This window comes from Elizabethkingia sp. YR214 (assembly GCF_003058195.1).
Lineage (GTDB): Bacteria > Bacteroidota > Bacteroidia > Flavobacteriales > Weeksellaceae > Elizabethkingia.
On record NZ_QBUH01000004.1, the window covers coordinates 105,870 to 120,590 of the forward strand.

Annotated in this window: 17 protein-coding genes; 10 read left to right on the top strand and 7 right to left on the bottom strand. The window is 36.4% G+C overall.

Annotated elements, in window-relative coordinates; translation table 11 throughout:
* Window positions 1-71 precede the first annotated feature (71 nt).
* From C8J95_RS09095 to C8J95_RS09105, 3 genes are all read right to left on the bottom strand, one after another.
* Window positions 72-1,709 carry an FISUMP domain-containing protein gene (locus C8J95_RS09095; protein ID WP_107808061.1) on the bottom strand — a complete coding sequence of 546 codons (1,638 nt, stop codon included), beginning with the start codon at window positions 1,707-1,709 and terminating at the stop codon, window positions 72-74.
* Window positions 1,710-1,750: 41 nt separating this feature from the next.
* A complete protein-coding gene (locus C8J95_RS09100; protein WP_107808062.1) occupies window positions 1,751-1,948 on the bottom strand; it encodes a hypothetical protein in 198 nt (65 codons plus the stop codon).
* A gap of 263 nt (window positions 1,949-2,211) precedes the next feature.
* Window positions 2,212-2,856 (bottom strand): Crp/Fnr family transcriptional regulator, encoded by a 645-nt coding sequence (locus tag C8J95_RS09105; RefSeq protein ID WP_107808063.1) that lies wholly within the window; start codon window positions 2,854-2,856, stop codon window positions 2,212-2,214.
* Window positions 2,857-3,652: 796 nt separating this feature from the next.
* Between C8J95_RS09105 and C8J95_RS09110 the strand changes: the two genes are divergently transcribed.
* A complete protein-coding gene (locus tag C8J95_RS09110) occupies window positions 3,653-5,068 on the top strand; it encodes a lipopolysaccharide assembly protein LapB (RefSeq protein ID WP_107808064.1) in 1,416 nt (471 codons plus the stop codon).
* 171 nt (window positions 5,069-5,239) lie between these two features.
* Complete coding sequence (bla-A, locus tag C8J95_RS09115; protein WP_107808065.1) at window positions 5,240-6,118, top strand: CGA/CIA family class A beta-lactamase; 879 nt, start codon at window positions 5,240-5,242, stop codon at window positions 6,116-6,118.
* Between the two features lie 150 nt (window positions 6,119-6,268).
* Here bla-A and C8J95_RS09120 read toward each other — a convergent pair whose 3' ends face one another.
* Together C8J95_RS09120 and C8J95_RS09125 are read right to left on the bottom strand one after the other, a co-directional pair.
* Window positions 6,269-6,574, bottom strand: a complete 306-nt coding sequence (locus C8J95_RS09120; protein ID WP_059324899.1) for a hypothetical protein — start codon at window positions 6,572-6,574, stop codon at window positions 6,269-6,271.
* Between the two features lie 18 nt (window positions 6,575-6,592).
* Window positions 6,593-7,261, bottom strand: coding sequence for a carbonic anhydrase (locus tag C8J95_RS09125; RefSeq protein WP_107808066.1), 669 nt, complete (start codon window positions 7,259-7,261; stop codon window positions 6,593-6,595).
* Window positions 7,262-7,554: 293 nt separating this feature from the next.
* Between C8J95_RS09125 and C8J95_RS09130 the strand changes: the two genes are divergently transcribed.
* Window positions 7,555-8,520 carry an MBL fold metallo-hydrolase gene (locus C8J95_RS09130; RefSeq protein ID WP_107808067.1) on the top strand — a complete coding sequence of 322 codons (966 nt, stop codon included), beginning with the start codon at window positions 7,555-7,557 and terminating at the stop codon, window positions 8,518-8,520.
* Window positions 8,521-8,583: 63 nt separating this feature from the next.
* Here the strand turns inward: C8J95_RS09130 and C8J95_RS09135 are convergent, their stop codons facing one another.
* Window positions 8,584-8,925 carry a helix-turn-helix domain-containing protein gene (locus C8J95_RS09135; RefSeq protein ID WP_255412758.1) on the bottom strand — a complete coding sequence of 114 codons (342 nt, stop codon included), beginning with the start codon at window positions 8,923-8,925 and terminating at the stop codon, window positions 8,584-8,586.
* Window positions 8,926-9,100: 175 nt separating this feature from the next.
* Between C8J95_RS09135 and C8J95_RS09140 the strand changes: the two genes are divergently transcribed.
* The 7 genes from C8J95_RS09140 to C8J95_RS09170 all read left to right on the top strand — a co-directional run bounded on the left by C8J95_RS09140 (window position 9,101) and on the right by C8J95_RS09170 (window position 13,350).
* Complete coding sequence (locus C8J95_RS09140; protein WP_107808069.1) at window positions 9,101-9,430, top strand: helix-turn-helix transcriptional regulator; 330 nt, start codon at window positions 9,101-9,103, stop codon at window positions 9,428-9,430.
* A gap of 77 nt (window positions 9,431-9,507) precedes the next feature.
* Complete coding sequence (locus tag C8J95_RS09145) at window positions 9,508-9,981, top strand: DUF6428 family protein (protein ID WP_107808070.1); 474 nt, start codon at window positions 9,508-9,510, stop codon at window positions 9,979-9,981.
* A gap of 18 nt (window positions 9,982-9,999) precedes the next feature.
* A complete protein-coding gene (locus C8J95_RS09150) occupies window positions 10,000-10,632 on the top strand; it encodes a low molecular weight phosphatase family protein (protein WP_107808071.1) in 633 nt (210 codons plus the stop codon).
* A gap of 198 nt (window positions 10,633-10,830) precedes the next feature.
* A complete protein-coding gene (locus C8J95_RS09155; RefSeq protein WP_059324910.1) occupies window positions 10,831-11,244 on the top strand; it encodes an OsmC family protein in 414 nt (137 codons plus the stop codon).
* Window positions 11,245-11,462: 218 nt separating this feature from the next.
* The gene (locus tag C8J95_RS09160) at window positions 11,463-12,119 is read left to right on the top strand and encodes a FadR/GntR family transcriptional regulator (protein WP_107808072.1); all 657 of its coding nucleotides are present in this window, start codon (window positions 11,463-11,465) and stop codon (window positions 12,117-12,119) included.
* Entirely contained in the window at window positions 12,116-12,949 is an 834-nt protein-coding gene (locus tag C8J95_RS09165) for a sulfite exporter TauE/SafE family protein (protein WP_107808073.1), read from the top strand. Before C8J95_RS09160 ends, C8J95_RS09165 begins: the two co-directional genes overlap by 4 nt.
* Window positions 12,949-13,350 carry a DUF1634 domain-containing protein gene (locus C8J95_RS09170; protein WP_059324912.1) on the top strand — a complete coding sequence of 134 codons (402 nt, stop codon included), beginning with the start codon at window positions 12,949-12,951 and terminating at the stop codon, window positions 13,348-13,350. Before C8J95_RS09165 ends, C8J95_RS09170 begins: the two co-directional genes overlap by 1 nt.
* An 80-nt stretch (window positions 13,351-13,430) precedes the next feature.
* On the opposite strand, the gene C8J95_RS09175 is transcribed toward C8J95_RS09170, so the two are convergent.
* Window positions 13,431-14,519 carry an alpha/beta hydrolase gene (locus C8J95_RS09175; protein WP_107808074.1) on the bottom strand — a complete coding sequence of 363 codons (1,089 nt, stop codon included), beginning with the start codon at window positions 14,517-14,519 and terminating at the stop codon, window positions 13,431-13,433.
* Between the last annotated feature and the right edge of the window lie 202 nt (window positions 14,520-14,721).

A 14,721-nucleotide genomic window follows, 5' to 3' on the forward strand; every position in this document is an offset into this window, starting at 1 on the left:
ATATAGTGTACAGTAAGCTAGCTGCCTGATAAAACTTTTACAAGTTTTTGCAAACAAACGAATGAAATATTTTATTGTGCAACACAACGGATACTTGCTCCAAATCCTATTGATCCACTAAGGCTTACAGTAGGTGTGGTAGTATTTAAACCTAGGTTATAATTAGTATTTCTGTCAATACCTGTTCTAGTACTTGATAAATATTTATAGGCTACACCTCGATTTTGAAAGGTATAAACATGTGGTAGATTAGTCCCCCCTGTTGGTGTAAAATATCCCTGAAGAGGTAACGTTAATTTAATACTGCTATTTCTCTTACTTGTTAAAACAAGTCCTGCAGTGTAATTAGTAGTACTATTAGTCCAACTACCGGTAGCACTTCCAGTGGTAGCATCTACTAAATTTTGCAATTCTGTTTGTGTTGGTACACGGTAACCTGTAGGGCATGGATCATTTGCTGTTTTTACTGGAGCAGCTTCTGTTCCACTATTCCAGGCATTAACAGGTGTGTCATAATATCCATAATAATTAGTGGATGTTGTTGCTGTTCCGGAGGCTATTGATGTACTACGCCCAAATTGATAATAATTTCCCATTGTAGTGGCCGAAAGATTATCGGGTGTTGTGGAAGTTGCCCCCAAATTATTTCGCATCCAAATCTTTCCGTTGATTCTGGCGGCTAACTGTCCTTGATGCGTCAAGAATGCATCGGTGGGATTAATGGTAATATTCAGGTTGTATTTTACTCCGGGAGTAATTTTTAAATTATTAAGTACTGTAAGATCAGTTTGAGTCACAGCGCCTATGGTAATAGATTTGAAAACCAATGTCCCTGTAGTTGTATTTGCATTCATTGTCATAGGCATTCCTGTTACAATTGGGGTATTGAGTCCGCTGGCAATATTGATTAAAGCTTCTGCTGTACCTCCTGATTGTGTAATACTTCCGTCAGACAGCTGTACAGTGGCGTTTAGAATATAAGGTCTTATCCATGCACTCAGTGTGGTAATATTATAACCGGTAGCTGAGGCATCTACTTTAGTGGTAATCTGGCTCTGTTTATGTTTCAGTACAATATCCAGATAATTAATACCCTTTCCCGAAACCACCATATCTTTCCTGAAATAAGTGACATCATCAAGCCCTCTTACAGTCAGGCTGGCTGTGGACAAAGTCTTATTTGAAGGATTAGAAAAAGTAATAACAGGGAGGGAGGGGGCATCCCATGCAGAATATGCAATAAAGGTATATTGGCTGCCACCATCCAATGATAATTCCGGAGTACTGGCTTCCTGTCCGTATTTATAATCTCTTTCTGTAACATAATTCCCGGATGCATCAAATACTGCAACTTTATAAGGTGTACCAGCCGGAAGATCTTCCGTATCAGTCGCATTAATGTTATTTTTATTTGAAGCTGTTTTTGTTTGTACTGAAGAAGTTTCAGGTACAAGTTCAGCTACCATTACAAGATCTTTATTCAACTGGATTTCATTTTTTTGTACTTGTAGTCCATTGTTAAAATTTTTATTAACAGAAGCTAAAAGTCCTGGCATTTCCTTTTCAAATTCAGTTCCATTCATATTCATTTTAACTACCGCTTTTCCGCCTTCAATAGGATGGTTTTCGGTATCCGAATTACGACAAGAAGTCAGAATAAGGAGTATCGTAAGCAGTATAATACTGATGTTTTGTATTTTCTTTTCCATAATGTTGGTTGTTATTTCTTCGTATTATTTATCTTTTTGTATTACCAGTCAATGCCTTCGTCTCTTTCAGGATCTGTATCCCATTCGTGGCTTATATTTCCGCTTAGGTCGCCTGGCTTTACCGTAGCAGACCCTGCGGCAATACCTTGTTCCATTCTGATCATTGTTACTTCTAAAGTCGGAGCCATATAAGCGCTCTTTTCTTGTGTTGTTTCGTTGTTGTTCATTTCCTTTTTCATTGTTGTTTATTTTGTTGTTTTATTGTAATACGTTTGTGTTTTTTTTGTTCCGTTTTTCTATGGCAAATCTACCAGCGTTCTGCCGAGAAACTTGTACTGCAAGTCTACTTCAATTTTATAAAATATTGATTTTCAGTTTATTGTATTGGTTATTGCAGTGTGGGTGAAGTGAGCTTAAAAATGATAATCCATCAATTTTTCACCCTGTTTGATACTTATTTTTATGGCTTGATTCTGTTTTTTGTATTGTTCGTTGGGCGAGATTAATCGCTAAATAAATAAGCCTGATCTGTCAGGGTAATTTTGTTTCTGCTCAGCTGTAACAATCCTTTTTCTTCTAACTGTTTTAGTAATCGGGATACAACAACGCGGGCAGTTAATAATTCTTTTGCCAGTTGCTGATGTGTAATGCTAATGGATCTGGATTGCGTGATCTCTGCTTTATTTTTCAGAAAGCTCAGTAAGCGTTCATCTGTTTTTTTAAAAGCAGAATCTATAACATTCAGCAGATCTTCATAGCGGTTCACAAACAGCAGTAAAACATAATCCATCCATTGTGGATATTCTCTTATAAAAAGCTTGGCTTTCTGAATCGGCAGAAAAAAGATTTCGGCCTCTTCTTCTACTTCTACTTTTACTTTGCTGGTCACATTGTACAGGCTGCCCCAGAAGGGCAGCACACAGGTTTCTCCTTTTTTGATGTAATAGAGCAGTATCTCGCGGTCTTCTTCTTCCTTTCGGATTACTTTTAGCAGTCCTTTGGTAACAATAGGAATAGCGTTGGCATAGGCGTTCTCTCTCAGGATAACGGTTCCGGCTTTATAGACTTTCTTTATGCTGTTTTGGTGTAACTGTTCTACAATCTCGGGAGTATATTTAAAGGCTGTAATCTTTCTTAAATTTTCCATGATTGCAGCATTTGTGTGAGTATTCTATTTCGGGTGGTACATTTTTTCTTTTCTTCTTTAGTGGTTTCATTAGTTCATCATATTTATTGTTCAATCTTTATTTGGAAAAATTGGCAGTGTTTTTTTTGCCTAAGCGGTCGCAAAGATGTGGTTGATTTTTAGCGTTGTTTGTAACAAATGTTACTTGTCATTGTTTTATTTTCATTATTTTTTTATGAAAATATATTATTGTGGCATTGGTGTTTTATCATTTGTTAAATAATAAGTGGCTGCTGTCAGAAGATTTTTCATCAAGCCATTCACCCACCAAAGAGAGCATAAGCAGGGTAATCCCTACCAATATGAGTTGGGCATAATTTTTCATTTGTATATGTTTTTTAGGTTTGTTTTTTCAGAATTCCGGGCAAATATTCCCGAAAGAAATGCCCGAAATATGACTAGTGTATCGCGGGATTATTTTTTATAAAATGAAGCTTTTTTATAGCAGAGAGATTCCTAATAACCATAAAAAAATAAAGCTTACACAGGTCAGGATAAATTTGGTATCATTTCTCATCGTATTTGTTATTTGGTTTATACACTAATTGATTTGATCGGTTTTATTTTCTGGTACAAATCTATTCGTGTTATGGAAGAAAGACATTACTGTAATTATACTCCATTGTTTTAATGTGTTGATTTTCAATATGTTTATAAGGGTATTGCAGTGTGTTTGCAGTATAGTGAAAAATGAATAACAGACTGGATTTTTAAACAAAAATTCTGTTTATCTTTAACAATAGTAAAATCATAATGAATGTTGCGTAAGATTTCCGGAGTGAAAATTTTGTTATTTTCATTCCTTTTGTTGGCTCAGAACTACAGGTCTCAGGACTTCTCATTTTTTCCGGAACCGATTAAAACATCTGCCGAATATTATAACAAAGGCGAATTTGCAAAAGCCATGGCTTTTAATGTAGAAGCTTTAAAAAAATATGAAGCACTAAAGGATAAAGAGGGAATGAGTGCTGCATATGCCAATATTGCTTCTTTGCTTTTTTCGGTTGGAAAACTAAAGGAAAGCATGCAGTATCTGGATAATGCCAAAGCGGAAATGAATAAGGATAATGCGCTGTCCCAGACTCGTTTTTATGGTGAATATGCCCGAATCTATACCAAGTTGGGGCTTCCGGATCAGTCGAATGATTATTTTGATAAGGCTTTGCACTATGCCGGGAAAATAAAAGATCCAAGACAACAGATGGTTTCTGTACTGTATCTTTATTTATGGAAACGGTTTAATTTCCTGAGTCAGGAAGATTCACTGCAGGCGATTGAAAAAAAGCTGATCAGAATAATGCCGAGCGCTATTACTTATAGTAAGATAGCTGATCGTTTTATTGAGAAAAAAACGCAGCTGGATTCAGCAGATTATTATCTGAACAAAGCTGTACAGACACCAGATTATGCTATTGTTACAGTACAGGGAATTGTTCAGTTTAGTTATGGTAATCTCTATAATGCAAAAAAGGAATACAGCCAGGCACTTGGTGCTTATCAACAATCATTATCCGCTTTTCAGAAAACAGAATACCGGACACAGATCCGCAATGTATACGATTCTATTGCCAGTACTTATCATTATCTGGATGATCCGAAAATGGCGAATGAATACCTGAAAAAGTACAAAGCCGTGAATGTTACGATTAAAAATGAAGAAAAAGAGGCGGTTACGATGGCTGTAAACAAGCTTTTGCAGGAAGAAAAACATGACAAGCAAAAAGAGAAAAAACAGTTGTACTTTATCTTTGCAGGCTGTATTGTCCTACTTCTTTTAGTGGTTTCCGGAATATTACGGATGCAGCGCTCGAAGCAGTTAAAAAAAGAAAGTCTGCTGGAAGAGCAGACGCTGGAAAATCTAAAACTGAAAAAGCAGCTGAATGCTTCTGCAGATCAGCTGATACAACTGGCGGAAATCAACAGTCCATCTTTTCTGGCGCAGTTTAAAGAAACTTATCCAGATTTTATAGAGCGCTTATTGGCACATGAGCCGGATCTTTCGGAATATGACCTGAAACTCTCAGCTAATATTAGGTTGGGGCTGAGCACAAAACAAATTGCTCAATACGAAATTATTGCTCTGAGAACGGCAGAGAGCCGAAAATACAGACTAAAAAAGAAACTGAAACTGGATTCTGATATCAGTCTGAATAAATGGATATTGGAATTGTAAATGGCAGAGAATCAACTGTAATAGCAGAAGTGTAACAATTGTTACCAAGTTTCCGGAATCTTTGGTTTAATTTTGCAGATGTCTGAAGCAAAGCATTTGCTGTTATATTGCTTTCTAATATCAGATAATTCTGTATTAACCTACCTATAAAAAACTTATAAAAACACAATAATGAATAAAACAGGAATTCTTTTTCTTTTAATATCCGTATTTTCCTTTGGACAACGCTTTCTTCTGGATTCGAAAATAAACGCTATTGTAAAAGATAAAAAAGCAACGGTCGGGGTTTCGGTACTGGGCTTTGAAAATGCTTTTGCTTATAACAAAAACGGGAACGAAAAGCTTCCGATGCAAAGTGTATTCAAATTCCATATTGCCAGTGCGGTTTTGGATCTTGTAGACAAGGGAACTCTTTCTCTGGATCAGAAAATTTTGGTTAAAAAGGAAGACCTGCTCGAAAATACATGGTCGCCATTACGCGATAAATATCCTGCCGGAAACGTGAATGTGCCACTAAGTGAGATTATTGAATATACAGTTGCATTGAGCGATAATAACGGTTGTGATTTTTTACTAAGGCTAATAGGTGGTATGGAGGCTGTTCAGAAATTTATGAATGGCAAAGGTGTGAAAGGTTTTCAGATTAAATATAATGAAGAAGATATGCACAAGGACTGGAACGCACAGTATGAAAATTACAGTACACCTAATTCCGCTGTACAGGTTTTGAAGAAATTTTATAATGGTAAATTGCTTTCCAAAACATCTACAGACTATCTGATGAAAGTTATGCTGGGAACTAAAACCGGATTGAATAAAATGGTTGAGCAGCTGCCCAAAGACACTCCGGTAGCCAGAAAGACTGGTTCTTCAGGTAAGAATAAAGACGGGCTTACAGGGGCTGAAAATGAGATTGGAATTATTACACTACCCAACGGAAATCATTATGCATTGGCTGTATTCGTAGTGAACTCTATGGAATCTGATACCGTCAACTGTAAAATGATTTCGGATATTTCCAAAGCTGTATGGGATGGCTTTAATAAATAGTTTTGGATAGAATGCTGATGCTTCAGTGAAATTGAAAATATTGATTTACAGAGATGTAATTGAAGCAGAATAAGATATATATCAGCGGAAAGCTGATGAGATTATGAGCCTCTGAATTTTAGGATTTGGAGGTTTTTTGTTTTTCTGATTTTAGATCAGACTTTCCGGAGGCGGAGAAAATATGGTGAGTAAAGGCGACAGATGAAAAGCATCATCTACCAGCACAAAAGCCTGGCCCTTTGAATTGGGCTCAAAAAACTTAAGGTAGTCAAAGACCTCCAGAGTTTTCGGAAGCATCTTTTCGTAGACAATAAGAGAAGCGGGATTGGAATGTGGTTCTTCTTCGTTTACCATTACGTCTGTTCTGGGGATTTCCCAGTCCATAACTGCAGCAATGCCGGGCAAAGCTGTAAAGTTCAGGAAACACATTAATGTAACAATACTCCAGAATTTCATCTCACATTCTTAAAAAAACTATTTGTTTTTTCTTCTCATCACCCAGTCCGAAGTCGTAAGATTATAGATCTTTTGGATATCCTTCAGTACTTTCTCGAAGTCTATTTCCAAATCGATAATTTTACCCGTCCTAAGGTCGAACACCCAGCCGTGTACAATAGGATATTCCTCTACAAGGTATCTCTCCTGTACGCAGGCCATTTTAGTCACATTAATACATTGTTCCAGAACATTCAGTTCTACAAGTCTGTCATAACGTCTTTTTTCATCCTCAATGGCATTTAGTTCCGCCTGGTGTAACCGGTACACATCACGGATATTTCTAAGCCACGGATTCAGAAGGCCCAGATCCTGAGGAGTCATTGCTGATTTTACACCGTCGCAGTTGTAATGTCCGCATACTACAATGTGTTTTACTTTAAGATGTTCCACAGCGTACTGAATAACTGCTGTAGAATTCATATCCAGAGTATTCACTACATTGGCTATGGTTCTGTGGATAAACACTTCTCCGGGTTTTACTCCCATCATTTCTTCCGCTGTAACTCTGCTGTCCGAACCACCGATATATAAAAACTCGGGATTTTGGGTTTTAGCAAGTTCCTGAAAGAAATTCGGATCTTCTAAAAGTTTTGATGCCGCCCACTTCTTGTTGTTTTCGAAAATAACTTCGTACGATTGTGTCATAATTTATTTATTAAAAGATTATTACGACGTAATTCGTTTGACTTATTTTCAAACTCAGCAGAGTGAATGAATAAGGCTACAAAATTATAATTTTTGGGTTAATTCTATAAAAAATTAATAGAGTTTATGATTTGTAAAATAATGATTGGATTTTTTTATACCGTCATAGGGAGAAATGTGGGGTGGCAATATCGAAAAAACTGATAACCTTAACGTAACCACTTTGTTCAAAACAGCTTCGGATGCAGACTTACATAATCTAATTTTGTAACAGAATTTAAATTATGTGTCACATGAAAGATGTAATAAAAGCCCATTTTTCGGGATTATTGTTTTACGTATTATTATTTATGAGCAGCCTTATATACGGGCAAATGCCTGCACCCTATAAAGTAAAAGTAGGAGATACAGAGGTAACTGCACTGTTGGATGGTGTGCTTCCTATAGATGCGGAGAAACTTTTCTTTACCAACGAACCCGGAAAGCCAACGCAGTTATTAGAAAATGTATTTATCAAAAACCCTGTAGAAGTTAGTATAAATGCTTATCTGGTAAAAACCAACGGAAAGCTGGTATTAATAGATACCGGGGCCGGAGGATTATTTGGAAATGCAGGCGGAAAATTGGTACAAAGCCTGAAACAAATTGCTGTAACTCCGGAAGAAATCACCGATATCCTGCTTACCCATATCCATGCAGACCATTCCGGCGGGTTACTTATGAAAGGAAAGGTAATATTTCCCAATGCTGTTATACATGTAAATAAAGCAGAAATGGATTTCTGGCTGAATGAAAAGAATGCTAAAAAGGCTGATGAAAAAGCGATGGGAGCAAGTCCACGTACCTTTTCAAACGCGAATGATATGCTAATCCCGTATCTGAAGGCGGGGAAAGTAAAAAGCTTTGAAAAAGAAAAACAGGAAATTGTGCCGCATATTTATACAATGCCTACCGGAGGACATACACCCGGACATACAGTATATGTATTGGAAAGCAAAGGAGAAAAAATGTATTTCTGGGGAGATCTGGTACACATGCAAGGCTTGCAGTTTGCAGAACCTACGCTGGAAAATCATTTTGATGTTGATCACAAATCGGGAATTGAAAATCGTGAAAGATACTATGATGATGCCGCAAAAAATAACTATCTGATCGGAGCTCCCCATATTTCGTACCCGGGAATAGGGCGTGTGAAAAAAGAAGGAAACAAATATGTATGGTATCCGGTACCCTTTAGCCTTACGGGGAGAACTCAGTAATATTGCTGATTAAATATACCTGAGCTGCTTAACTTGAAATTCTGGATTTTGGTTAAGCAGCTTTTATTTTGCTGAAGTATCTTCAGGATGATTGTACTTCATATTCCATAAAGAAAGCTGATTCAGTATTTTCAGAAGTTCGAGTCCTTTTTCACTGAGAAAGTATTCTACTCTTGGCAAAGTTTCTTCATATTCTTCCCGCAGTACAATACCATCTTCTACGAGTTCTTTCAGTTGTTCCGTCAGAACCTTCTTCGAGATAATATCCATTAAGGTGAAGATTTGTCCGAAACGTCTTCTTTTAAGGCCTATTGTATAAATAATAATAGGTTTCCATTTTGTTCCTATTGTAGCCATGGTACGTGTCATGGGGCAGTTGTGGCAAATGAAAATCTCTTTATTCATATTTTATTTTTGTTTTGCGTGGACTATATTGAGATAAGCTTTTGTATAGCCTGCAAGATGCAGATTGCATAATGAAATATGTATACAAAAATAAGAAATACTCCGGAGTTTCTCTGAATAAGAATATTGTATATTAAATTTTTATATCGTAATATTGCGATGTTAAAATAAAAGAATGGGAACTACCAAAACAGAAATTTATACAGATAAACAGAATAAACTGGCTTCCCTTTTCAAAGTCTTAGGCCATCCTGCCAGAATAGCAATATTACAATATATCATTAATCAAAAAGCTTGCATTTGTAATGATTTGGTAGATGAGTTAGGCCTTGCACAGGCTACTATTTCTCAGCATTTGAAAGAGCTGAAAAGTATAGGTATTATACGGGGGGCTATAGAAGGGAAATCGGTTTGTTACTGTATAGAAGAAAATATATGGAAACATTTCCAGGAAGAGTTCAATGCTTTTTTTGACCAAGAAGTTAAAATTAATCAATGCTGTTAAAAGCATTTTTTTAACTATTATTATCGTAATATTGCGATAATGATAACATTTATAAGCCATAGAAAAATATAAATATTATGAAGTTATCAGAAATTAAAGAAATTCTGCCTACACTGGAAAATGTTGAGTTTAAGTTAGAAAATGGAGCATTTGTTCCTGAACATTTTCATGTGACAGAGGTAGGGCAGATTATTAAAAACTTTATCGATTGTGGCGGAGTAATCCGAAATGAAAGAACAGTAAACTTTCAGCTTTGGAATGCAGATGATTATGAACATCGCCTGAAGCCAGATAAATTGTTACATATAATTAAGCTTTCAGAAGATGAATTGGGGATACAGGATGCTGAAATAGAAGTTGAATACCAGAGTGATACTATTGGTAAATACGATTTAGATTTTAACGGAAGAACATTTGTTCTGATAAATAAAACTACAGCATGTCTCGCTCAGGATGCTTGTGGTATTCCTCCCGTTAAACAAAAGAAGAACCTGTCTGACTTATCCGCGAACCAATCCTCTTGTTGTGCTCCGGATTCAGGATGTTGCTAAATTTATAATTGAATTCTCATGTACCAGTCACTATTAGAAAATATTCGAGAAATACAAAAGGTATATAACATTAATGAAGAACGGAAAAATGTATTATTGCCATTAATAAAATTTATTCAAAAGAAGATAAATGATAAACAGCGTATAAATATTAATTTTATCTGCACTCACAATTCCAGAAGAAGCCAACTGTGTCAAATATGGGCACAAACTGCTGCTGCATATTTTAATATTTCGGAAGTGCATTGTTATTCCGGCGGAACTGAAGATTCTCAACTCTTCCATAAAGTTGTGGAAACTATGAAAATTCAAGGATTTAATATTTTGAAAATCTCAGATAGTAATAATCCTGTATATGCTATAAAATATAGTGGCAATACTCTGCCTATCATTGGTTTTTCCAAAAAATATGATAATCCGTTTAATCCTGAAAATTCGTATGCAGCAGTAATGACCTGCTCGCAAGCGGATGAAGGTTGTCCCTTTATAGCTGGGGCAGAAGTCAGAATCCCGATTACCTATAAAGATCCTAAAATATCAGATAATACTCCGGAGCAGACTCAGGTATATGCAGAAAAGAGCTTACAGATAGCAGCAGAAATGTTGTATGTTTTTTCCATGATAAAAGCTAATTTATGCAACCAAAACTAAGACTTATAGATCGCTATATTAAAGATATTTCTTACAGTTTTTCAGAAATCAGTATTGGCTATTTTATACCGGAGGATTCAGGTTTAATAGATAAGTTAAATGTTGCAAAAAATAAGAAGTACAATTTTTAATATTGAAAGTTTAGCGAATAAGCCTACCTTTATTTTGTAAACATCAGAAACAAATAAATAAAAATTTATGAGACGTCATGCAACAGCCGTATGGAACGGTACCATCAAAGAAGGAAAAGGTAATATTACAACACAGAGTACAGTACTAAACCAGACTCAGTACTCATTCAGCAGCCGTTTTGAAGACGGAGTAGGAACAAATCCTGAAGAATTGCTGGCAGCTGCTCATGCTGGCTGCTTTACCATGAAGCTTAGTCTTGATCTTACACAAGCTGGTTTTACTCCGGAAACATTGGAAACTAAATCTGTGGTCAGCCTTGAAAACGGAAAGATTACAAAATCTGAACTAACGCTAACTGCCAAAGTGCCGGGAATATCTGAGGAACAGTTTCAGCAAATTGCCAAAGGAGCAGAAGAAACCTGTCCGGTAAGTGGAGCTTTCAGCTTCGAGATTACACTGAATGCTACCTTACAGAACTAATAGTTTGTAATAATCTTGATAAAAGCCCTGCAAAGATTTGGTCTTGCAGGGCTTTTTATTTCTAAATCTTATCGGATTCAGGCTTTTCTATAAGTCAATTGGCAGATATATAATACAATACTATCTATAATACTTAGTAGTAATTATTTAAATAATCAATCTGAATTCATCTGATGTTTTAATTAATACATCATATCTTTGTGCTATAATTTTTAATAATGGAAAAAAAAGAACGCTTGTCGGATGTTACTACAACCCGTATACAGGAGGATATTCTGAAAGGAAAATATCCTGTAGGGGAGAAGCTTCCCACGGAAAAGGAACTGATGGAAATCTATCAGGTAGGGCGCTCTACGATCAGAGAAGCTGTGAAGCAGCTATCGATATCTAAAATCCTAATCGTAAAGCAAGGCTCAGGAACTTACGTGAATAAAAGTCAGGTGCTAAGTCCTTCGGATATTCTGAAGAAAGCCAAGTTTGATGAGATAAATGATGTGAGACGTCTGGTAGAAGGAGAGCTTATTCAGCGCGCCTGTCAAACAGCAACCAAGAAACAACTGGAGGCTATTGACAAAAGTCTGCAGGAAAAAAAGAAAGCAATTCTGGCAGAGGATAAAGACAGCTGTATTCAGGCAGATATAGCTTTTCACCTGAATGTGGCAAAAGCAGCTAATCATCAGGTATTGCTGTTGCTGTATCAGGGGTTCACGGAAATGATAACCGATTTTTTCCACGAAAGAGAGCCAAAAGGCATCAGTTTTTTTGCCATGAGTTATCATCTGCACGAGCAATTATATATGGCTATCAGAGATAAAAAAGAAAAACAGGCAGCTAAAATTCTTGATAATATATTAAATAACAACTTTTCATTATGACCATTCTTGTTTTTACCCTTATACTGCTTGTCGGGGCTTATATGGCAGGTTTCCTGGGCTCTTTAACAGGCCTTGGTGGCGGTGTAATTATTATTCCACTGCTTACATTAGTTTTTCATGTAGATATACGTTATGCTATCGGCGCGGCATTACTGGCTTCTATAGCGACCTCGTCGGGAGCAGCATCCGCCTATGTAAAAGAAGGAATTACGAATATCCGTTTGGGGATGTTTCTGGAGATTGCTACGACAATAGGTGCTGTAGTGGGAGCTTTTATAGCGATCTATATGCCAACTAATGCAATTGCTGTAATCTTCGGAATGGTTCTTATTTTTTCTGCAGCCATGACGGTAAGAAAGAAACATGAAACAAAACTTACAAAAGGAAGTAAGCTGTCGGAGAAACTAAAGCTAAACAGTACTTATCCTGTTAACGGAGAGAAAGTAAGTTACCAGTTGACCAATGTAGCCGGAGGTTTTTCGCTAATGACGCTTGCAGGTGTTTTGTCTGGGCTTTTAGGCATAGGTTCGGGATCTTTAAAAGTTCTGGCAATGGACAGTACAATGAAAATTCCGTTTAAAGTGAGTACTACTACGAGTAACTTTATGATTGGAGTTACAGCAGCAGCTTCGGCTGTTGTCTATCTTCAGCGTGGATATATGGATCCGGGAATTGCTTTTCCCGTTGTTTTAGGTGTATTGGCTGGAGCCTTGACAGGAGCGAAGATATTGCCTAAGATAAATCCGAAAATACTAAGAGTTATTTTTGCTGTAGCCATAACAGCAGTTGCTATAGAGATGATTATAAACGGTATAAACCATAAATTCTGATGAAAAAGTATTTTTCTGAACATTACTGGGCAGACCAGGATATACAATTACTGGTTGGCAAGATCCTGAGAATGGGAGTTACAATAGCTTCTATTACAGTTTTAGCAGGGGGGATTATGTACCTTATTAATCATGGAGGTGAAGCACTACCTGATTACAGACATTTTGTTGGAGAAGGTAAATCTAATACAACGCTAAGTGGGATTGTATCCGGAGCATTTCATTTACAGGCTGCTCAGCTTATTCAATTAGGCGTTGTTTTCCTGGTAGCTACACCTGTATTTCGTGTCTTTTTCTCATTAATAGGATTTACCATGGAAAAAGATAAGCTATATATTATCATTACCCTTATTGTGCTGGGGGTTATATTCTTTAGTATTTTTAGTGGTGTAAAGGGTTAAGAATAAAACGATTTAATTTAAAAACCTCACAGATTATAAAAATCTGTGAGGTTTTTTATGCTGAAAATACTTACTCAGTATTATTTACAGACGGGCTTTACATCATTGAGAAGAGTAACGAGCATCTTTCCGGGTTCTTCCAACATGATCATATGTGCTGAGTTTTCGAACCATATTCCTTTTTTTACAGGTGCTTTTACTTGCTGCAGCCATTTATACGTAGGTTCGGTTGGTGTAGTATAATCATGTCGGCCCATAAACATAAATACAGGAATAGGGAATTTTTTAACAGAAGTAAAATCCGTATTTACAAATTCCGGAAGTATTTTGCTTAAGGTAAACAGGCTTCCTTTGCCAATAGCATCCGCATCTTGTTCTGTATATTCAGGTGCTAATAATGGAGCCTGAAAAAAGTAAACAGAATTATTCCTATAAGCCGTTAATCCTCCGTAATATTGAGGCCATTTTCGGGCAACAATAATTCTTTCTCTGGTAATAGGCTGCTTGCCGGGATAAGGCGCAATTGTGGCAAGTTCTTTTAAGGCTTTATCATTCTTTAATTTTGTTGCCTGCTCTATAGCATAATTATAACTCAGGCGTTCATTTTCCCGGGTGTTTATTACCTGACCTATTCCTACATAAGCATAGAACAAATCGGGTCTTTTTAGAGCTGCATGCATAGATACGATAGTTCCCCAGCTGTGTCCTACAAGAATAACTTTTTTCTTTTTATATTTTTTTATAATAAACTCAGCAAGCTTTATCGCATCATCAGTGTATTGCTCTATATTAATAGTTTTTCCCAAGGTAAGAGTATCATTGGCATTATAAGTTTTTCCAGCAGCTCTCTGATCGTAATTTACTACAGTAAAGTATTCCTCAATAGGCTTTTGAAACATCCACATTATAGGGGAAACAGGAGATGCCGGACCTCCGTGCACAAATAGTATTACAGGATTTTCTTTATTCTGACCACGAACATATACCCACTGTTTTATACCGCCAATATCTGCTTTGTATCTTTCCTGAATTCCGTTTGGAGAAACAATAGAATCAAGATCTTTGATGATTTCTCTGGCTTTAGTATATTCATTGGATTGCTGATTATTCTGCCCAAAACATATAAAAGAATATGTGAAGAGAATCAGCAGGAAAATATTGTTTCTCATATAAATTGTATTTGTGTGTTATGTGAATTCTATTCAAATATACTTAAATCGGGTTACAGCATATTTTAGTTAATTTGAAAAAAATCTTATCATTTTTATTTAAAGACAACAGTGGGTATTATAATGTTACATTTGGGAATGAAATTAACCAAAGGCCGCGCAGATTTTTAAATCTGCGCGGCCTTCTTCTATTATATAAAAT